We start from the raw sequence: 21,053 nt of genomic DNA on the forward strand, positions 1-21,053 counted from the left end.
TTATACCCTTACCCAAGTTTAGAAAAATGGTGCATATTTGTTTCAGACATCAGATGAGGTATATATTAAGGTGACTTCCCCCTTGCACCCCTTCCTTCAAAATAAAGAATATATGAATTACCTACCGTTCACTCTAACCCAACTAACACCTTCAAATAGCGGCTTCGGTCTGACTTCATATTTACTTATTACATGTTTGTATATTGTCTTGTACTATGTATGTATTTGTATGTATTACTGTGTAACTATACCTATGCGTACTGCACACCTGCCTTGCCCATTATCCTCGCTATGCCCTTGTCCCCTACATAGTGTGATTGCAGTATAGTGACTGGGAATAGTGTGGTACTGCTGCTGTGCTAGATGGTACTTTAGGTGGGCTTGGTATATAAGGTACACCTTTTTACATACCTACTACACAAACGGCGGTATAGTACAAGGTAATTATGCAGATTATTTATTTAGCAACTGCGTGGGGGTGTTAGGGTGCTTTATTACATGCTATCCACCAAGTAGAAAAGGGGAAAATGGCCCAGCCTGAAGGGGCGGAATTTGCGGGGTGTAGTTTAGCCACATTTAAAAGACGACTAAAAGAATACAGAGAGCAAAAAGGAGTTTCCTAGTTCTATTTCATAACTGGTCTTTAAATTCTCTTCAGGAACTACAAGGGATAATACTTGTGGTTTCCTACTAAGCCATACGGGACAAAAAATACCCACAAACGTATATGTAACAAGGGCTGGACAGCTATCACCACCTCAAAAAAAGATTTTCAGCATTCACAATTTATCACACAGGCAAGCTGTGCTATTTCACCTACTTGTTAACCTAATCTCAGAAGTTCTGTCAAATGCCTTCTAATGGGCTAATATTACAAATCTATATAAAAAATACTGCAATCCCTTCTAATTAAAGTGAGATTACAGTACTTTATACTAATTATCTTTGTTTATGAATGTTGACATACCAGAAGTTAATCTTTCTAATTCTCTAAGCGTATCATTAGCTAAAACTTGAGATGGATAAGAAGGAAAATCGTAACGCATAGAAGTGTAATTATATGTGCTGTTAATCATATTAGGACGGTTGATATATTTTCGATTTACAGCTTCGTCCCATGTAGCTTGTCTAAACTTATCTGCTTCTACTTTTTGTTTAGCAAATTCTTTCCCTACAATTGACACGCTTTCTAGCATTTCGCAAAGCACATTATTGACAAAGGGTGTAAAATCAATCTTCTGTATTTCAGCATTATCTTTTTTCATAGCTTCTTCAAATTCAGGGAAGTATTTTACTTTCAATTCAGAAAAGCGTTCCTCTACTTCTTTTAGAACTTGCTGTACAATTTCAATTTCTTCCACAGTATTTTTCATTTCCCTACGTAGGTACACGACTTGTGAAACATCACCTTTAAATAATTCTAATTCCTTAACAAGCTTTACCTGTTCAGTCATTAATTATGTTAATTCAGTTTCAAGCTGTGCCTTCTGTTCTTCAATTTTAGCAACTTCTTTTTCATAGTTTTTGTAAACCTTTTCGCTATTTTTAAAGAACTTTAATTCCGCTGCTATTTCTTCAAACGCTTCTTTATTTACCACGTTCCCTTAAATATTTAATATACGTCCGAATATGAAGGGGTTTTACCTTATCAACATCTGTAATCTTTAATTCTCTTTCTAAATATGAAGCAAATAACTTCAACGTTTGGTCATATGACCGAATTGTTTTCCTACTTAGATGCTTTGAATCGCAATGAAGTAAAAAGTTCTCAACATTCATCTGAAAATTATTCATACAACAAAAAAACCTCCTAACTATTGGAATCAAAATTTCAATCCAATAAATAGAAGGTTTTTAAATTAACCGCCAATTACCTATGTACTTTATTGCTTACATACGTAATTCGTTGGTTATTAAATGTTGTTATGAAATACCCTTAACATCTTGATAATACAGCGTTTACGAAGCCTTATGTTCAAGTCTCAACTTATCCGCAACCATTGCGATAAACTCAGAATTCGTAGGTTTTGCTTTTGACATGGATACTGTATAACCAAATAAGGACGAAATAGAATCAATATTTCCACGGCTCCACGCTACTTCAATCGCGTGACGGATTGCACGCTCGACACGGCTCGCTGTTGTATTATATTTCTTTGCAATATCTGGATATAATACTTTCGTAATAGACCCTAGTAATTCGATATCATTGTACACCATAGAAATCGCTTCTCGTAAGTACATGTACCCTTTAATATGAGCAGGTACACCAATTTCATGAATAATACTCGTAATACTTGCATCTAAGTTTTTCGGTTTTCCATCTATTGTTGTTGCTGATCGGAAAGATGGTAATGGACGTTTAATAGTAGCATTTGCCTTGCCACTCACTTGACGAATATGACTAGTTAAATTCTCCATATCAAATGGTTTTAATATGAAATATGAAGCACCTAGGTCAACTGCTTTTTTCGTCACATCTTCTTGTCCAAATGCTGTTAACATAATTACGCTAGGCTGTCTTAACCTTTCAATATGTCGCATTTTCTCTAGTACAGCTAAACCATCTAAATGTGGCATAATAATGTCTAAAACGAGTACATCAGGCTGCTTATCTGTTAATAAGTTTAAACACTCTTGACCATTATAAGCAGTACCGATTACTTCCATATCATCTTGAGCAGCTACATAACTCTCTAGCATTGATACTAATTCTTTATTATCATCCACAAGACATACTTTAATTTTCTCCACAGCTTTTCCTCCCTTACCGAATCGATTCTCCGACATGTGTATCCTTCTAGGCTACATGAATTGTTCGACAATTGTGTGAAAATTCCCTTTTAAAGTTTGTTACTTTCCGATAAAATCACAAAAAAATATGTTTATCGTTCATTTATTCCCTTTCGCAACACATTCCATCATAGAAATACAACGAAACGTTCAACCCTTTGCTTATATTTTACAACAAAAAACATCTCTTGCGGAGCTTTTACAAAATTTCAACGAATTTTTCAATAGAAAAGCGAGCTAATGAATAAATTAGCTCGCTTTTTTTTCTTGATCATAAATATTAATTCCAGCCTCATGTAACATCCATTCAATATGAACACCGTACCCTGATGTTGGATCATTGACAAATACATGTGTAACGGCTCCGATTACTTTCCCGTTTTGTACAATTGGACTTCCACTCATCCCTTGTACGATACCACCTGTTTTTGCTAATAAACGCTTATCTGTTACTTTTATTACCATACCTTTTGTAGCTGGAAATTTTTGCGGTACCGTACTAACAACTTCAATATCAAATGCTTCTACTTTATCTTGATCAATAACTGTTAATATTTTTGCCGGTCCTTCTTTTACTTGATGAGATAATGCGATAGGCATTGCTTTATCCATTACGCCGTTTGTCATATTTGTATTTAATTTTCCAAAAATACCATACGGACTATTTATTGTAATATTGCCAATCACTTCACGATCTGGTGAGAACCTTGCTAACTTCTCTCCTGGATTCCCATGACTACCTCTTTCAATCGATGTAACTGTCGAACGCATAATTTGTCCATCTTCAACTTGAATCGGCTTTTTCGTATCATTATCAGAAATGACATGACCCAGTGCTCCGTATTTCATAGAATCTGGATGAACAAATGTCATTGTTCCGATTCCAGCTGCCGAATCACGAATATATAAGCCAATACGATAAGACGATTCCCCACTGTCTTTTTGTGGTGTTAATTTCGTGCGAATGTATTTTCCATCTCTTAACAAAACAAGGTTAAGTGGTTCACCTGTTTCACCACTACTATGAATAAATGGTGCGACATCACTCATTCTTTCAATTGTTTTACCATTAATTTCAGTAATCATATCTCCAATTTGCACACCAGCTGTTTCACCAGGAGATATTTTACCTTTTTCAGTTTGAATTAAATGATGGCCTACAACAAGTACACCTTTTGTGTTTAATTTCACACCAATTGATTGTCCACCTGGAATAACTTTAAAATCTTTTAATACTTTCACATTTACTTTTTTTACTGGAAAACCAGCGATTTGGAACACCATGTCCGCTTCACCATTTTGATGCGAATTTACCATAAGTCCTTGTTTTTGTTCATTCGAACTCACTGTAAATACATGGCTATTTGTAGATGAAGCTTTAAAAACTGGTAATGAAGCTATTTCTGATTGTTGTCCTTCAAAAACAACAAGTTGCTTCGGGGATGAAATAAACGTCCGAAGCGGCTTAAAACATCCAATAAAAACTAAAGAAACAAGGAGACAAAGACCTATTATTTTTCGAAATCTTTCTAATTTCAATTTGTTCACTCTCCTCGCTCCTACCCCACATTCAGCCTCTTGGCTTCACTTTTTAATCTCTCCTTGCAGTGCTTTATTTATAACCGGAAGAATTAAGAAATCTTCATTTGAGAAAAAAAGCTATCCATTACTGGATAGCCTCTGCTGTCTGTTTAAAATGATGCGCTTGCGTAAGTAACTCTTTCGCATGTTCTGTCGTTAAATCTGTAATTTCCACACCAGAAATCATTCGAGCTATTTCTGTTACTTTATCCTCCATAGTTAAAACGGTAACTGATGTAATTGTCCGATCATTCGCTACCTGTTTTCGAATAAATAAATGCGAATCCGCCATTGAAGCTACTTGAGGTAAGTGCGTAATACAAAGCACTTGTGAGTTTACTGATACACGATAAATTTTTTCCGCAATAGCCTGTGCAACTCGACCACTCACACCAGTATCCACTTCATCAAAAATAACAGATGCAATACCTTGATGTTTAGAAAAAATACTTTTTAAAGCTAAAATAATACGAGATAACTCTCCACCAGAAGCGACCTTTGAAAGTGGTTTTAACGGTTCACCGGGATTCGTTGAAATATAAAACTCCACGTGATCATAGCCGTCCGCCGTAAGGCGCACCGGTGCGCCTTCCACAAGAGGTTCTTCTGCATTTCCTTCTCTCTTCATGATTCTCACTTCAAATTTCGTTTTTTCCATATATAGTTCTTTTAATTCTTGATGAATAGCATTTGTAAGATGCTCTGCAAGTTCATGACGCATATTACTTAACAACGTTGCTTCTTTCAGAATAACACTTTCTAATTCCTTTAACTGCTTCTTCGTCGTTTCAATATGAACGTCTTTATTTTCAATCGTAAAAATTTCTTGCTCAATTTTATCAGCATACGCTAAAATCTCTTCTACATTATTTCCATATTTTCTCTTTAGCATACGAATTTCATTTAAACGTGTTTCAATTTCATCTAGACGATTCGGATCATATTCCATCATATCGAGATTTTCTCTAAGTTGATACGCAACTTCTTCTAATAAGTAATAGCTATTTGCAATTGAATCATGATTTTCTTGATATACTTCATCTAAATGTGTAATACTCTCCATTTGTCCCATTGCACTTCTTACATTATCTAATCCTTGTCCGTCAGCACTTAACGAACGATATGCATCACCTAACGCTTTATAAATCTTTTCAAAATTAGAAATTTGCAATCGTTCCTCAGTTAATTCATTTTCTTCATCCATCTTTAAATCAGCCTTACGGATTTCTTCATGCTGAAATTGAATTAAATCTAAGCGATGTGCCATTTGTTGTTCATTTTCACTTAACGATTTCAATTGTTTTTTTAATTTCTCATAGTCAGCGTATACATTTTGATATATATCCAACTGTTTAACAATACGCTCCCCATCAAAATGATCGAGCATAAACAGATGTCGCTCTTCATTCATTAAGTCTTGCGTTTCGTGCTGTCCATGAATATCAACAAGCGTTTTGCCAATCTCTTTTAATATACTAAGGGTGACAAGTTTCCCATTTACACGACATACACTCTTTCCGTTTGCAGCAATATCACGCTTCAAAATAATCATGCCGTCTTCTATTTCTATATCTAACTCTTCTGCCTTTTCAATACATGGATGCTTATCGTCTTCCACATAAAATAACCCTTCTATCTCAGCTTTTTCTGTTCCGTATCGAACAAATTCCGCTGAACCACGGCCACCTACAAGTAAACTAATCGCATCAATAATAATCGATTTTCCAGCTCCTGTTTCACCACTTAAAACTGTTAAACCTTTTTGAAAAGAAATATTTAATGCCTCAATAATAGCAAAGTTTCTAATCGATAATTCCGATAACAATGCCCCATTCACCTCGTTATAAACTAATCCCCTACTAAGGGCTTTTCTCAGTTCTTTATTCAAATAGTCATACTATATGTTTGTATGTACTCTTCTAACCCGCTCCATTGTACCAAACATTCGTTTTACGGGTCAATCCACCTATTTTCTAATTTTATTCAAACAAAATATTATATTACAATTAAAAATTCACATTTTTAACCGCTAAAAAAATCCTGTTCACTTTCCACTTTACAGAGGAAAGCAAACAAGATTTTTTTGTTACAACATATTTAAGAAACGATCAGAGACAACACCTGTATCCTCAGGTGTACGGCAAATAATTAAGCAAGTATCATCACCACAGATGGTTCCGATGATCTCATCCCACTCTAAATGATCAATAAGTGCTCCAAGTGAATGAGCGTTACCAGGCAATGTTTTTAGCACAAGCATATGTCCTGCCGTGTCTAATTTTACAAATGAATCCACTAGATTTCGTTTTAATTTTTGTAACGGGTTAAACCGTTGATCTGCTGGCAAGCTATATTTATAGCGACCATCATGTAATGGCACCTTCACTAAGTGCAGTTCTTTAATATCGCGCGATACTGTTGCTTGCGTTACATTAAATCCCTCATTACGTAAAATATCAACTAATTCATCTTGTGTTTCGATTTCTTTGTTCGCAATAATTTCCCTGATTTTAATATGGCGCTGACCTTTATTCATACATTTGCACCTCACACTATCTCTTACCATAGTTTAAACATTGGTATACTTCACTTATTTATGTTAACTTATAATTCGTTACTTGTACACAATTGTTTTTACAATCATTATACAATTACAGCAAAAAGAGGAACAACATATGTTATTCCCCTTTTCCTTTTTGTTTTAGAACGTCATGCGCTTCTGTAACAACTTGCTCAATAGAAATTGGAGAATGATTTTTGCCACTCTCATCACGTTCACCATGCCATTTTAAATGAATTAAGAATTCAATATTACCGTCTCCACCCGTAATCGGTGAGAATGTTAACCCTTCTACATCATAGCCTTCTTTTAAAGCAAAATCGACAATCATTTCTACGACAGCTTCATGCACTTTTCTATCACGAACAATGCCTTTTTTCCCAACTTGCTCTCTTCCAGCTTCAAACTGCGGTTTAATTAACGCTGCTACATCACCGTTAAGCATAAGCATTGTTTTTAAAACTGGCAGTATTAGTTTTAATGATATAAATGAAACATCTATACTAGCAAATTGTGGTAAACCACGCTCTAAGTCTGCTGGTGTCACGTAACGGAAATTTGTACGTTCCATTACGACAACACGCTCATCTTGACGCAATTTCCACGCCAATTGATTATATCCTACATCTAATGCATAAGATAGTTTCGCTCCATTTTGAAGCGCACAATCTGTAAAGCCACCAGTTGATGAACCAATATCTATCATAACTTTATCTTGTAAATCTAGATGAAATGTCTCCAGTGCCTTTTCAAGTTTATAACCACCACGGCTTACATACGGCATAACTTGTCCCTTTACCGTAATCTCTGTATCTTGTGGGATCTTCTCTCCTGGCTTATCGAGTCTCATCTCATTCGCATATACGAGTCCAGCCATAATAGCACGTTTCGCTTTCTCACGTGTTTCTATAAGCCCTCGCTCTACTAATAGTACATCTACTCTTTCTTTTTTTGCACTCATTTGTTACGCCCTTTTTTGTTTTGATGGAATCATTGTATGAATACGGTCTACAACAGCATCTGTCGTTAAACCAATTTCTTCTAATAATTTTGTTACACTACCGTGCTCTATGAAACGATCTGGAATACCCATTCTTTCAATTAATGCACTATGGTATCCGTTCTCAGATGCAAATTCAACTACTCCAGTTCCAAAACCACCGATTAAACAAGCTTCTTCAATCGTTAAAATCGGTATATTTTTTCCTAAGAGATCATGTAAATACGCTTCATCCATTGGTTTAATAAAGCGAGCGTTCACTACTTTCACTGAAACTCCAGCCTTTTCAAGACGCTCTGCTGCTTCCATTGCCATTGGAATTGTCGTACCAAATGTTAAAATAGCTGCCTGCGTACCTTCTTTTAACGTTTCCCATGTGCCGATTGGAATTGCCTTTAATTCTTCGTCCATATGAACGCCAAGGCCATTACCACGTGCATAACGTAAAGCGATTGGTCCATCTTCGTATTGCATCGCCGTATACACTAAATGTTGCCCTTCATTTTCATCTTTTGGCATCATTATTACCATATTCGGTAAATGACGTAAAAACGAGATATCAAATACACCTTGATGTGTTTCACCGTCTGCTCCTACTAATCCAGAGCGATCTATTCCGATGAAAACATTTAAATTTTGACGACATATATCATGAACAACTTGGTCATATGCTCTTTGTAAAAACGTTGAATAAATTGCTAAGAATGGTTTCATCCCTTGCGTTGCCATACCTGCTGCCATTGTTGTAGCATGCTGTTCTGCAATACCTACATCGATCATACGATTCGGGAATTCCTTTTGGAATTTCTCAAGTTTCGATCCAACAGGCATTGCAGGCGTAATTGCAACAATACGCTCATCTTCTCTCGCCAACTTAAGTACTGTTTCACTAACAACAGCACTCCATGCTGGTGCAACTTCCTTCGGTTTAACGAAGTCACCTGACTCAATTTTATACGGGCCTGTTCCATGCCAAGTTCCAATTACGTCACTCTCAGCTGGTTTATAACCTTTTCCTTTTTTCGTAATCACATGAACAAGTACTGGACCTTTTGTTTTCTTTGCATATTGCAACGTTTCGAATAACTTTTCATAATCGTGCCCATCGACTGGACCTAAATATGTAAAGCCTAACTCTTCGAAAAAGACGCCTGATACTAGTAAATATTTAAGACTATCTTTTATTTTCTCTGCTGTTGCAGCCACTTTTCCACCGACTGCTGGGATTTTTTTCAATATATACTCTAGTTCATCTTTTACCCAATGGTATTTTCCTGCGGTACGTAAACGACCAAGTACATTATGAAGCGCACCAACGTTTGGTGCAATTGACATTTCATTGTCATTCAAAATAACAATCATGTCTGTTTTTTCATGCCCAATATGGTTCAATGCCTCTAAGGCCATTCCACCTGTTAAAGCACCATCTCCAATGATTGGTATAACATATTCTTTCGTTTTCTTTAAATCACGTGCTAAAGCCATTCCCATTGCAGCAGATAGTGATGTCGAGCTATGACCTGTTTCCCATACATCGTGCTCACTCTCACAACGTTTTGGAAAACCACATAGACCTTGATATTGCCTTAATGTACCGAATTCCTTCGCACGTCCTGTTAAAATTTTATGTACATAGGATTGATGTCCTACATCCCATAAAAATTTATCTTTCGGACTATCAAATAATTTATGCAGAGCAATTGTGAGTTCTACTACACCTAAGTTAGGTGCAATATGTCCACCTGTTTGAGAGAGCTCTTCAATTAAAAATTTACGAATATCCTCACTCAATCCCTCTAGTTCACTGATAGACATATCTTTCAAAAAACTAGGGTTTTGAATTTGCGTTAGATCCACATGGATCACTCACTTTCATTTCATAATCTGTCAACATGTCAAATATTATAAAAAACATTTACACAACACAAGAAATTTTCTTTTCTATCCTTTATCTTACCCTGCTATCAACCAGTCTATTGTGCCCTAATCCTATTATAAACCATATTTCTTTATGCGTTGAAAAAAATAGCCGCTAACACGAAGTGATAACGGCAATGTAATCTACATATATTTTTGCCAATAACAAGAAAAGAAAAACCTTTTCCTACATTTATATCATAAAATGATGAATGACTCAACAAATGAAAACGCTGTTATATTAGTTATTACGTTTTGCAATCAAATCGCAAATAGATAGTAAATATTCATCTTGTAATTGCAAGGAGCTAATCGCATCTTTTGCTTTTGCAATTGTTTCTTCTAAAATATTCTTTGCTCTATCTACAGTAAATAACGTCGTATATGTGCTCTTTTCGTTGGAAACATCACTACCAATCGGTTTTCCAATCTCTTCTTCGGTTCCTTCTACATCTAAAATATCATCTCGAATTTGGAAAGCTAGGCCAATATTTTTTGCAAACTCAAGTAACTTTTCTTCCTGCTCTTTTGTAGCATTAGAAAGTATCGCTCCTGCAAGTACAGCGAATTCAAGTAGTTTCCCGGTCTTATGCTTATGAATATACTCTAACTCATCAATCGTAAGTTGTTTCCCTTCAGCTTCCATATCCGCCACTTGTCCGCCAACCATTCCTTCCGGCCCAGCTGCTTTTGCAAGCTCAAGTACAAGTCTTACTTTTTTTTCAGCAGAGATTTCTTTTTGCTCATATGCCATAACAATTTGAAAAGCATACGTCAACAAACCATCTCCTGCTAAAACTGCCATTGCTTCACCAAATACTTTATGATTCGTGGGCTTTCCTCTTCTTAAATCATCATCATCCATACAAGGTAAATCATCATGAACTAACGAGTATGTATGTATCATTTCAAGAGCACAAGCTGCACCTACTCCAAGATTTCTTTCTTTCCCAAACGCTTGTAATGTTGCAAATAAAAGTAACGGGCGGAGACGTTTTCCACCCGCTTCCAAAGAATATGCCATCGCTTCCCGAAGTACATTTGGACATTGTAATTCATTTGCATAGCTTACAAGCTTCTCTTCTACAAAAGTTTTACTTTCTTTCAAAAAAGTATCAAAAGCGATTGTCACTATGCTTCATCTCCTAAAGCAGTAAACGGTTCAAGCTCTCCATCTTCTCCAAGAATAACTGCCATTTGTTCTTGTACGTTCTTCAACTTCTCATCGCAAAGCTTAGATAATTCCATACCCTCTTTAAAATAAGAAATCGCTTCTTCTAAAGGTACATCACCTTGCTCTAGCTTAGATACGAGATGCTCAAGTTGCGAAATTGCCTCTTCAAAACTCACTTTATTTTCCATTATTCAATTCACGCTCCTCTATGCCTGATACGCTACAATCTAGTATTCCATCTTGTAATTGAACTGAAACAGCATCTCCAAGGCTGACATCTTTCACACTTTTTAACACTTGCTTCTCTTCATCATATACAAGCCCGTACCCTCTCATCATTACTTTAAGCGGACTTAATGCTTCCAGTTTTTGAGCAGCTCTTACAAAGGCAAATTCTTTCGTTTGAAGTAATGTTTGCATTTCACGTTGTAATTGCTTTTGCAACGTTTCAATCGCTACCTTTGTTTGTATAATTTTTTGAGACGGGTGGTGCTTCTCTAAATAAAATGAAAGCTGTTTTAACTGATTCACCTTTTTATCAATGTAGCGCTCTTTCGCTAAAACAAGCTGTTCTAACGCTCTATCTAATTGCTCTTCCTTTTGTTCATATACTTGTCTTGGATAACGGAATGCATAAGATTTTTGCAATACTTGTAATTTTTCTTCTTTTTTATGTACTAACTCTCTCATTGCTCTTTGCAATCTTAGAGTTCTTTGTAATACCTTTTCTTGTAACTCTATAACGTTCGGTGCTGCTAGTTCAGCTGCTGCAGTCGGTGTTGGTGCACGTAAATCGGCAACAAAATCTGCGATTGTAAAATCTGTTTCATGCCCTACTGCTGAAATAATAGGAATTTCGCTCTTAAAGATTGCTCTTGCAACCACTTCCTCATTGAAAGCCCATAATTCCTCAATAGAACCTCCCCCGCGTCCAACAATTAATACATCTATATCTCCCATTTCATTCGCTGTACGAATCGCTTGTACAATCGAGGGAGCTGCTGACTCCCCCTGTACAAGTACTGGAAATACAATAACATTCCCAATTGGATAACGACGTTTAATCGTTGTTATGATATCACGAATCGCAGCTCCTGTTGGCGACGTAATTACCCCTATTGTTTTAGCATAAGGAGGGATTATTTTTTTATAAACTTGAGAAAACAATCCTTCTTCCTCTAAACGAACTTTTAATTGTTCGTAAGCCAAATGCAAATTTCCGACTCCGTCAGGTTGCATGTCTTGAATATAAATTTGATAAGAACCACTCGCCTCGTAAACAGAGATTTTCCCTTTTACAAGTACCTTCATCCCATTTTCAGGTCTGAATTTAATATTACGATTATGACCCGCAAACATAACCGCTGCGATTCTGGCATTTTCGTCTTTCAATGTAAAATACATGTGACCACGACTATGATTTTTAAAGTTGGAAATTTCACCTTTTAACCAAACAGACTGTAAATGCGGGTCATATTCTATTTTTGTTTTTATATAGCGTGTTAATGCTGTAACGGTTAAATATTGTTTCTCCATTTCTCTCTCCTCATAGCCGACTCAAATTATTTACAAACGACACCTGCGCGTTTGGCAGATTCAACAGTATTATGAAGAAGCATTGTAATCGTCATTGGACCAACACCCTTTGGCACAGGCGTAATGTAACCCGCAACGTCTAACACGTTGTCAAAGTCAACATCACCACAAAGCTTGCCTGTTTCTAATCGATTCACACCAACGTCAATTACAACCGCGCCTTCTTTCATATAATCAGCTGTTACCATTTTAGGTCGTCCAACAGCTACGATTAAAATATCAGCTAACTTCGATAATTCTTTAATATTTTGCGTCTTAGAATGACAATATGTGACAGTTGCATTTTCATTTAAGAACAATTGCCCCACTGGTTTGCCGACAATATTACTTCTTCCAATTATTACAACATGTTTTCCCGAAATATCAAGATTCGTTTCTTTTACTAATTCTACAATACCATGCGGTGTACATGGAAGGAATGTATCTTGTCCCGTCATCATACGTCCCACGCTGATTGGGTGAAATCCATCTACATCCTTTTCTGGTGAAATTCTTTCAATGATAGCTTTTTCTTCAATATGTTTTGGTAAAGGTAATTGCACTAATATGCCATTAATGCGGTCATCGCCATTTAAGCGATCGATTTCAGCAAGCAAACGTTCTTCAGTAATCGTTTCAGGAAGTTCAATTAGCTCAGAATAAATTCCTACTTGTTCACAGCCTTTTTCTTTTCCTTTTACGTAAGAACGAGATGCTGGATCTTCTCCCACTAAAATCACTGCTAATCCTGGTACAATCCCTTGCTCTTTCAACTTCACAACTTCTTCTGTTAATTGTGCTCGTTTTTTCTCCGCAACTTCATTTCCTTTGATGATTACTGCTACCATTTTAAGATTCCCCCTTAAAGAAATTACAGTGTATCTTTTATATTAGATAAAACGCCGTTAATAAAACGACGAGATTCCTCATCCCCAAATGTTTTAGCAATTTCAATTGCCTCGTTAATTGTTACGTTGTGTGGAATTTCTTCCATGTACTTCATTTCATACACAGCTACACGTAAAATACTGCGATCAACAATACTAATACGCTCAAGCTTCCACTTTTTTAAGTTTTGACGAATTGCTGCGTCAATCTCTTCTTTATTGTCTACAAATCCTACAACAAGTGATTCTAAAAACTCATTTGTTTCTTCACCTTCATCTAGCGTATTTTCCACCGCTACCTTCGGTTCTAATTCACCTGTAATATCCATTTGGTATAATGCTTGCATAGCTCTTTCTCTAGCCGTCCTACGTTTCATTGTAACTCTCCTTTATGCTTCAAGTCTTTCCTTATGCTTTGTTATATTATTATAATTTATAAGCCGTCAATTCACTTACTCTTACAGTTTTCATTGATTTTCCAACCTTATAATACAATGATAATAACACAATTTATCGTTTCACACACGGGTTACAAGGCTGAAAAATAATAAAAAGATTAACTTCAAGTTCCATATCTTATCACAATGTACGTTTTTTGGAAAAACGAAACATTTTCTTTTTTATTTCTTATTTTTTGAAATAGTATAACAATTAGAGGGTTGTAATTTGTGAAGAAATGAAACGATAAAAAAGATGCCTATGTTACTAGGCACCTTTTTCATTCTTACACTGGTTCAATTTCTGTTTTTTGTGTTTCGAATGTTACGCCAACGATGTGAACATTCACTTCTTTTGGCTCAAGTCCTGTCATTGTAAAGAGTGCTTGGCGAATATTGTCTTGAATCTTTTGTGCAACAACTGGAATTGCTACACCAAAATACATTACAACATAAAGGTCAACGATAATATCTTCGTTTGCTAATTCAACCTTTACACCTTTACCATGATTTTTCTTACCTAACTTCTCAACAACATCTGTAGCAAAATTACCACGCATTGCCGCCACACCTTCTACCTCAGCAGCTGCAATACCTGCAATTACTTCAATTACTTCTGGTGCAATTTCTACTTTACCAAGAGTTGTATCTTGACCCATATCTAACATATGTTCAGCCATGAAAAAAACCTCCTTTAATGTATCACTGCGTCACAAGTTCATGCTCTTCCAAAAACTTCGTATTAAACTCACCTTTTACAAAATCAGGATGATCTAACAATTGCAAATGGAACGGGATTGTTGTATGTACGCCTTCAATGACAAACTCACTGAGTGCACGCTTCATTTTTGCAATTGCCTCTTCACGTGTTTTTCCGTGAACAATTAATTTAGCAACCATCGAATCATAGAAAGGTGGGATTGAATATCCCGGATATACAGCTGAATCGACGCGAATACCAAATCCGCCTGGTGGTAAGTACATTTCTACTTTACCTGGAGATGGCATAAATTTTTTGGCAGGGTTTTCCGCATTAATTCGGCATTCAATTGCCCAACCATTAAATTGTACTTCTTCTTGCTGTAACGATAACTTTTCTCCAGAAGCAACAAGAATTTGCTCTTTAATTAAGTCCATTCCTGTCACCATTTCAGTAACCGGATGCTCAACTTGAATTCTCGTATTCATCTCCATGAAATAAAAGCTTTTCGTTTTATATTCATAAATAAACTCAACCGTACCAGCACCTGTATAATCAACCGCTACCGCCGCTTTAACTGCCGCTTCACCCATCTGCTTGCGAACATTTTCATCAAGTGCAGGTGATGGACTTTCTTCTAATAGTTTCTGCAAACGGCGCTGAATTGTACAATCACGCTCTCCTAAATGAATGGCATTTCCGTGTGTATCTGCCATTATTTGAATCTCAACATGGCGGAAATCTTCAACGTACTTTTCTAAGTATACACCAGGGTTCCCAAAAGCGGTACTAGCTTCTTGCTGTGTAATTTGAATTCCTTTTACAAGCTCTTCTTCATGACGTGCAACACGAATACCTTTTCCGCCGCCACCTGCAGTCGCTTTAATAATAACTGGATATCCAATTTGATTTGCAAGCTCGATCGCTTCCTCGGTATTTTTTATAATCCCTTGTGAACCTGGTACAATCGGAACCCCTGCTTTTTCCATTGTATCACGAGCAACGTCTTTTGTGCCCATCTTTGAAATAGCTTCTGGACTTGGACCGATAAAAATTAAGTTACATTCACGGCATAACTCTGCGAAATCTGCATTCTCTGCTAAAAATCCGTATCCCGGATGGATAGCATCGCAGCCCGTTAACTTCGCAACGCTAATAATGTTCGTCAAATTTAAATAACTTTCTTTTGAAACTGTTGGTCCTACACAATACGCCTCATCTGCAATTTGTACGTGAAGTGACTCTTTATCTGCTTCTGAATAAATCGCAACTGTTTCAATATCCATTTCTTTACAAGCACGAATAATTCGTACAGCAATTTCCCCACGATTGGCTATTAATACTTTTTTTATCATCACAAAGACTCCCTTATTACGCTTTCACAAGAAATAGCGGTTGTCCATACTCAACAAGCTGTCCGTTATTAACAAGAATCTCAACAATTTCGCCCTCTACATCAGCGTCAATTTCGTTAAATAACTTCATAGCCTCGACAATACATACGATAGAATCTTTCGATACCCTGTCTCCAACACTTACATATGGAGGGGTATCAGGTGAAGATGAAGAATAGAATGTACCTACCATTGGTGAGGTAATCTTATGTAGGTTTTCATCTTGAACAGCTTTCTTCTCTTCTTGTTTTGGTGCTTCTACTTGCGCTGCCGCTACTGCTGTTTCAACTTCAACAGATGCTACTGGTTGCATAGCTTGTTTCGCTACAGGTGCTTGCATCGCAACAACTTCATTACCACGCTTTTTCATTTTGATTGTTGTACCGTCTTTTTTGTATTCAAATTCATCAATATTAGAGCTATCAATTAATTTAATTAATTCACGAACTTCTTGAATTTTAAACATGTAAAATCCACTCCCATACTCTTGTTTGTCCCGTTTTTACAGATTCTCATCACTAACACTAGATTGACTGTAAAAATACGATGTATTCTATTAGAAAATTTATTTTATTTACTAATAGAAATATTTACTATTTCCATCTTACGATAAATTTTTTAAACATTCCAATTTATATTTCTTTATAATAAATCGAAACTCCTGTAAAAATATTATTCCAATAAAAATTTATTACCTAGTAATAATACCAAGTTTCACACGAAATTGGCAAGACCACTTCCTAAAAAACATTCCTTACCTTTTCAAAATGCTACACAGTAAACATATAATTGCCGCTCCACTCTTCACCACATCTATGGTTCATAACATATTTTTACCAAATATTATTTTTTTGTTTACACGCCGTTCATCATTCCTTCATATAAGAATAGTATGTTCAAAGTGTAGAAAATATATTGTATCGAGGTGTGGACATATGATATGGCTCATGCTCTTCTTACCTGCCGTAATGGTTTGGGCATTCGTTCTCTTCATCCACGTCAAATCTGGAAAAAGTAATCATCATCACCATGAACCGCTAATTTTTTATTCACAACGTATTTCTCCATTCCGAGTTGAACATAGTAAAAACACATACAAAGACGAAATAGAAAAAAGCTATCGAAAGTGATAGCTTTTTTCTATTATTATTTTTATCTAATTATTTTGAAGTACTCTATGTTCTTATTTACAAAAAATGCGATTAGTAAAAATTAATAATCCGTGGGGGAAATCCCCCACGGATTAAAATTCTACTTATTTTGCTGATGGATCAAATTTCACACCTACATCTTTAGAACCGCCTTCACTTCTTACAAGCTGTATAATTTTGTTCGCTTCTTTTTGTGAATGTTTCGCTGCCTTCACTGTTACTCTAATGTCAGTTCCATCAGCTCTTACAAGGGCATCTTTATATCCTCCTTGAGCTTTAATAACTGTTTCAAGTAAACCTTCTTTTGTTTCCATTGTAGCGATTGCATCCATACCATCTTTCGCCTTACTTCTTTCTTCAGCAGTAGCGTTAGAAGACTTTATTACATTTTGTAATTTTTCTCTTTCAGCACTACGCTTATCTTCCATTTGCATACGTAAAGCTGTGAAATTCTCATCACTCGATTGAACTGATACATTCCCCTCTTTTTTACTTGTTTCTTTTTTAGCATTTTCTTTTTTATCTGTCTCTTTATTTGTTGTCTCTTTATTTGGTGTTTCCTTGCTTGGAGTTTCTTTTGTTGTTTCTTTATTTGGCGTTTCGTTTGTTACTGCTTTGTCAGTACCTTGTTTTTCTTGTCCAATCTTTTCACCTGTTGCCGGCGATGCTGTATTCATTTTGTCAGGAGTTGTTACGTAATACACAGATAGTACAACAACTAAACTTAACATTGTTAATAGCCAAACCGTTTGTTTTTTTAACACTTTATTTCCTCCCTATCAATTTTTCGGTGAAACTGAAACACGATGGGCTGGTACATCTAGCAGCCTTATCACAGCTTCTTTTACCATTGCTTTAACTTGTATATTATCCACTCCTTTTGCTACGACGAGAACACCTCGTACTTTCGGTTTCTCTGTCCGTAAAACAACGGGAGTTTCTTTATCACCTTCACGTATAATGACAGTTTTTTCATCAAGAGACTCGTCCTCTACTTCCCTCTTACCGCCTGTTTTATCTGTTTCACCTGTTGTTTGTGAGCGTTTCACTGTATTTTTTTCTAAAATTTTTTCTTCAGATGAATCTAAATTCACCTTAATCGTTACGTCTTTTACTCCTGCTATTTCTTCTAAAGCAGCTTTTAATTCTTGTTCATACGCTTTTTCATATTTTTCTACATTTGACATACTATCATTACTTTTTTGTCCGAAAGTTGGTACGTCTTTTTCTTGGTTTTGAGTTTTTTGTTCTTTAAATACAGGTACTTCTTCTTTTTTACTTGAAAAGAGACTACTAGAAAACATAAGCAAAATTCCAAGTATGAGTAGGACAAGTAAAAACTTAGGTGTTACCTTTTTCCCCTTCTCGTTGCTTTCTTTTTGATCCCCATTCAATAAGTTTCGAAAAAATGAGAACTTCGAATTTTTATCTTTATTGTCCATTTACTCTACCTGTCCTCCCTTCCGTTTGAACTTGGATTTGTTTATTCTCTAGTTGCCACCTGCTTGAAAAGAAATCTTTCATTTCTACATTCGTTTCTTCTACCTTTTTTGGAGGTTCATTCGTATTAATTTCAATTGGCTTTACTGTTTCAATTGCGTCATTTTTACTGCGTTCTTTTTCTTTCAACGTCACAACAACAGATTGAATATCTTTGGCTGACTTTACTTCTTCTACCCTTTCCGTTGCGACTATTTGTATTTCAGAGACTGTCATACCATACTTTTTCTCAAACTCTTTTCCTACTTCTTTTTTCATTTTGGTAGCCATCTCTTCTAAACTATATGCACGTGTTAGAGCTTGTATTTCTTTTTTCTTCGAATCTATTGAATTTTTTACAGATCCCTCTGCTACATACTTTTCTTCATTAAAATTTGCGATTACTTCATTTACATCTGTTTGCAACAGTTTAAAAAGAGGTGTTAAAATTAATACAACTAATAGTAGACTTACGACGAATTTAACGTATTTTTGCAAATTCGAGTTTGGAAGAATAAGATGAAGCATTGTCGCTAAGAGTAAAAAAACGATAATATTTCTAATCCACTCTGTAACAAATTGCATACTCTTCACCTCCTATCGCATCATAAGCGTAATGTTCCCCGCAGCAATAATAATTGTGATACTTAAAAAGAACATAAATGATACGATAGCTAAGCAAGCAAACACGTAAATGATGCTTCGTCCAATGATATCTAAACATTGAATAATTGCTCCTCCGCCAACTGGTTGCAATACTGCTGCTGCGAATTTATAAATAAACGCGATACAAAAAATTTGAATCGCTGGAAAAGCGACAATTAAACATAAAATAACGAGCCCTATAATTCCGACTGTATTTTTTAATAACCCCGACGCACTAATAACAGTATCCGCTGCCTCTGTAAACATCCTTCCAACTACAGGAATAAAGTTCCCTGTTACAAATTTAGCAGTTTTCACAGCTATCCCATCAGCAACCGCTGTCGCTGTTCCTTGTACAGATAATACTCCTAAAAAAATCGTTAAAAAGATCCCGATAATCCCAACGCTAACGTTTTGCAGAAGCTTGGACAATTTCGTAACTTTATATTGATCACTCATCGTACTTACAATACTTAATATCGTTGCAAGTAATAAAAGTGGTAGAACGATGTAATTCATAAGAAGCCCACTCGTATTCATTAAGAAAATGATAATCGGATGAAAAAAAGATACAGATACAACACCGCCTCCAGTTGCTATGAGTGCAAGCAAGATTGGTAATAGCGCTAATATGAAATCTACCATTGTTTGTATCGTTTCTCTTGCATATGTCATAACCACATAAAAACTATTTAAAGCAAAAATAATAAGCACCATATATACAACTGCATCGGCAATTTTACTTACACTACTCTTTGAAAAGGCAGATTGCAGTGATTGCAACAATGCACTAAAAATTGTGAGCATAATGAGTGTTCCAAGTAGCTTTCCATTTGCAGCAAGCTCGTGAAACAAATATTTTAATAAACCTAGCATCCATTCTTTTATAGAGAATTCTTTTTCTCCCTTTACAAACTCCATAAAGCTTCCTTTTTGACTCTCTGGTAAATAACCTCCATATTTTGTAACAAGCCCGTCCCAAAATTGCTTCACATCTTCAATTCCGAGCTTATCCAATTGTTGATCAACGACGTTTGTTTCTACAGGAGAAGCTTGTACAACAACCGGTAAAGAAAAGAAAAGGAAGCAAGCAAATAGCAGCTTAGCTCCAAACTTCCTCAACATTCACTCCCCCTTATCCCGTCGGTAAAAATCCGAGAATAGTTTCAATTACGACTGTCAAAATAGGAATTGCCATAACGAGAATTAAGATTTTACCAGCTAGTTCAATTTTCGAAGCGATTGCACCTTGCCCAGCATCTTTTGTAATTTGCGCTCCAAACTCAGCGATATAAGCAATCCCAATAATTTTCAGTAACGTTTCTACATAGACGTTGCTAACTTTCGCTTCACTCGCTACTCTCTCAATCATTTGTAAAATAGAGTGAATTTGATCGATTAAAATAAGAAACATTACGCTACCTACAAAAACAATAAATAACGATGTAATGCTAGATTTATGCTGATTCAAAACAGCTGCTAAAAACGTAGCAACGAGGCCTAATCCGACAATTTGTATAATTTCGATTCGAACCGCCTCCTTTACTGGAAGAGAAAGACACTTTTAATCTTGTCGAACAACGTATTAATTAAAAATGCAACATGGAATAGAATGACGACAAAACCGACAAGGATAACCCAATTTGCAATATCCTCTCGTTTTAATTCTTTTAATACGGTATGAATGAAAGCTAAAACAATGCCGATTCCGGCGATTTGAAATATTAATCCAACATCAATGGACATCGCCTTTCTCCCTC

At 35.9% G+C, this 21,053-nt stretch carries 24 protein-coding genes and 1 pseudogene; 2 read left to right on the forward strand and 23 right to left on the reverse strand.

The features are described from left to right. Positions 1-485: 485 nt before the first annotated feature. A pseudogene (locus tag JDS95_RS31050) lies at positions 486-623 on the forward strand (recombinase family protein); the annotation flags it as partial. Between the two features lie 312 nt (positions 624-935). Here the strand turns inward: JDS95_RS31050 and JDS95_RS05395 are convergent. The 17 genes from JDS95_RS05395 to accB form a co-directional block, all read right to left on the reverse strand. Continuing rightward, complete coding sequence (locus JDS95_RS05395; RefSeq protein ID WP_144467022.1) at positions 936-1,361, reverse strand: hypothetical protein; 426 nt, start codon at positions 1,359-1,361, stop codon at positions 936-938. A 96-nt stretch (positions 1,362-1,457) separates the two neighbouring features. Continuing rightward, the gene (locus JDS95_RS05400) at positions 1,458-1,598 is read right to left on the reverse strand and encodes a hypothetical protein (protein ID WP_176220233.1); all 141 of its coding nucleotides are present in this window, start codon (positions 1,596-1,598) and stop codon (positions 1,458-1,460) included. After that, a complete protein-coding gene (locus tag JDS95_RS05405) occupies positions 1,588-1,794 on the reverse strand; it encodes a site-specific integrase (protein ID WP_085450664.1) in 207 nt (68 codons plus the stop codon). The genes JDS95_RS05400 and JDS95_RS05405 overlap by 11 nt, the downstream gene beginning before the upstream one ends. Positions 1,795-1,959: 165 nt before the next feature. Continuing rightward, entirely contained in the window at positions 1,960-2,754 is a 795-nt protein-coding gene (gene spo0A / locus JDS95_RS05410; RefSeq protein WP_000411416.1) for a sporulation transcription factor Spo0A, read from the reverse strand. A gap of 288 nt (positions 2,755-3,042) precedes the next feature. Continuing rightward, positions 3,043-4,341 carry a SpoIVB peptidase gene (spoIVB, locus tag JDS95_RS05415; protein WP_002048975.1) on the reverse strand — a complete coding sequence of 433 codons (1,299 nt, stop codon included), beginning with the start codon at positions 4,339-4,341 and terminating at the stop codon, positions 3,043-3,045. A 118-nt stretch (positions 4,342-4,459) separates the two neighbouring features. Next, positions 4,460-6,199, reverse strand: coding sequence for a DNA repair protein RecN (recN, locus tag JDS95_RS05420; RefSeq protein ID WP_000947736.1), 1,740 nt, complete (start codon positions 6,197-6,199; stop codon positions 4,460-4,462). 261 nt (positions 6,200-6,460) lie between these two features. Beyond that, entirely contained in the window at positions 6,461-6,910 is a 450-nt protein-coding gene (gene argR, locus JDS95_RS05425) for an arginine repressor ArgR (RefSeq protein WP_001032581.1), read from the reverse strand. Between the two features lie 142 nt (positions 6,911-7,052). Beyond that, on the reverse strand, positions 7,053-7,895 hold the full coding sequence (locus tag JDS95_RS05430) for a TlyA family RNA methyltransferase (protein WP_001274740.1): 843 nt from the start codon (positions 7,893-7,895) through the stop codon (positions 7,053-7,055). Between the two features lie 3 nt (positions 7,896-7,898). Continuing rightward, the gene (gene dxs, locus JDS95_RS05435; protein WP_000366442.1) at positions 7,899-9,791 is read right to left on the reverse strand and encodes a 1-deoxy-D-xylulose-5-phosphate synthase; all 1,893 of its coding nucleotides are present in this window, start codon (positions 9,789-9,791) and stop codon (positions 7,899-7,901) included. A 301-nt stretch (positions 9,792-10,092) separates the two neighbouring features. Next, on the reverse strand, positions 10,093-10,983 hold the full coding sequence (gene ispA / locus JDS95_RS05440; RefSeq protein WP_000150368.1) for a (2E,6E)-farnesyl diphosphate synthase: 891 nt from the start codon (positions 10,981-10,983) through the stop codon (positions 10,093-10,095). Then, entirely contained in the window at positions 10,983-11,213 is a 231-nt protein-coding gene (xseB, locus tag JDS95_RS05445) for an exodeoxyribonuclease VII small subunit (protein ID WP_000428977.1), read from the reverse strand. The genes ispA and xseB overlap by 1 nt, the downstream gene beginning before the upstream one ends. After that, entirely contained in the window at positions 11,203-12,561 is a 1,359-nt protein-coding gene (gene xseA, locus JDS95_RS05450) for an exodeoxyribonuclease VII large subunit (protein ID WP_000415264.1), read from the reverse strand. The genes xseB and xseA overlap by 11 nt, the downstream gene beginning before the upstream one ends. 26 nt (positions 12,562-12,587) lie before the next feature. After that, a complete protein-coding gene (gene folD / locus JDS95_RS05455; protein ID WP_000226729.1) occupies positions 12,588-13,448 on the reverse strand; it encodes a bifunctional methylenetetrahydrofolate dehydrogenase/methenyltetrahydrofolate cyclohydrolase FolD in 861 nt (286 codons plus the stop codon). 23 nt (positions 13,449-13,471) lie between these two features. After that, positions 13,472-13,864: a N utilization substance protein NusB gene (nusB, locus tag JDS95_RS05460; protein WP_000830246.1), complete on the reverse strand. Its 393-nt coding sequence runs from the start codon at positions 13,862-13,864 to the stop codon at positions 13,472-13,474. 347 nt (positions 13,865-14,211) lie between these two features. Further along, positions 14,212-14,604, reverse strand: a complete 393-nt coding sequence (locus tag JDS95_RS05465) for an Asp23/Gls24 family envelope stress response protein (RefSeq protein ID WP_000807630.1) — start codon at positions 14,602-14,604, stop codon at positions 14,212-14,214. A 22-nt stretch (positions 14,605-14,626) separates the two neighbouring features. Next, positions 14,627-15,979, reverse strand: a complete 1,353-nt coding sequence (gene accC, locus JDS95_RS05470) for an acetyl-CoA carboxylase biotin carboxylase subunit (protein ID WP_000592880.1) — start codon at positions 15,977-15,979, stop codon at positions 14,627-14,629. Between the two features lie 16 nt (positions 15,980-15,995). Then, entirely contained in the window at positions 15,996-16,484 is a 489-nt protein-coding gene (accB, locus tag JDS95_RS05475) for an acetyl-CoA carboxylase biotin carboxyl carrier protein (protein ID WP_000472854.1), read from the reverse strand. Positions 16,485-16,953: 469 nt separating this feature from the next. Here accB and JDS95_RS05480 point away from each other — a divergent pair, with 469 nt between their 5' ends. After that, positions 16,954-17,148 carry a hypothetical protein gene (locus tag JDS95_RS05480; RefSeq protein WP_000638008.1) on the forward strand — a complete coding sequence of 65 codons (195 nt, stop codon included), beginning with the start codon at positions 16,954-16,956 and terminating at the stop codon, positions 17,146-17,148. 125 nt (positions 17,149-17,273) lie between these two features. On the opposite strand, the gene JDS95_RS05485 is transcribed toward JDS95_RS05480, so the two are convergent. From JDS95_RS05485 to spoIIIAC, 6 genes are read right to left on the reverse strand one after another with little or no spacing between them, the layout of a single operon-like run. Beyond that, the gene (locus JDS95_RS05485; RefSeq protein WP_000914719.1) at positions 17,274-17,933 is read right to left on the reverse strand and encodes a SpoIIIAH-like family protein; all 660 of its coding nucleotides are present in this window, start codon (positions 17,931-17,933) and stop codon (positions 17,274-17,276) included. Between the two features lie 15 nt (positions 17,934-17,948). Further along, entirely contained in the window at positions 17,949-18,611 is a 663-nt protein-coding gene (gene spoIIIAG / locus JDS95_RS05490; protein ID WP_000368888.1) for a stage III sporulation protein AG, read from the reverse strand. Then, entirely contained in the window at positions 18,601-19,233 is a 633-nt protein-coding gene (spoIIIAF, locus tag JDS95_RS05495; protein ID WP_001161043.1) for a stage III sporulation protein AF, read from the reverse strand. The genes spoIIIAG and spoIIIAF overlap by 11 nt, the downstream gene beginning before the upstream one ends. A gap of 12 nt (positions 19,234-19,245) precedes the next feature. Beyond that, positions 19,246-20,418, reverse strand: coding sequence for a stage III sporulation protein AE (gene spoIIIAE / locus JDS95_RS05500; protein WP_000944633.1), 1,173 nt, complete (start codon positions 20,416-20,418; stop codon positions 19,246-19,248). A gap of 10 nt (positions 20,419-20,428) precedes the next feature. Beyond that, positions 20,429-20,812 carry a stage III sporulation protein AD gene (gene spoIIIAD / locus JDS95_RS05505; protein ID WP_077393170.1) on the reverse strand — a complete coding sequence of 128 codons (384 nt, stop codon included), beginning with the start codon at positions 20,810-20,812 and terminating at the stop codon, positions 20,429-20,431. Positions 20,813-20,835: 23 nt separating this feature from the next. After that, the gene (gene spoIIIAC / locus JDS95_RS05510; protein ID WP_000020914.1) at positions 20,836-21,039 is read right to left on the reverse strand and encodes a stage III sporulation protein AC; all 204 of its coding nucleotides are present in this window, start codon (positions 21,037-21,039) and stop codon (positions 20,836-20,838) included. Positions 21,040-21,053: the final 14 nt, after the last annotated feature.

Origin of the sequence: Bacillus cereus group sp. N24 (genome assembly GCF_016483345.1) — a bacterium.
Classification (GTDB): domain Bacteria; phylum Bacillota; class Bacilli; order Bacillales; family Bacillaceae_G; genus Bacillus_A; species Bacillus_A toyonensis.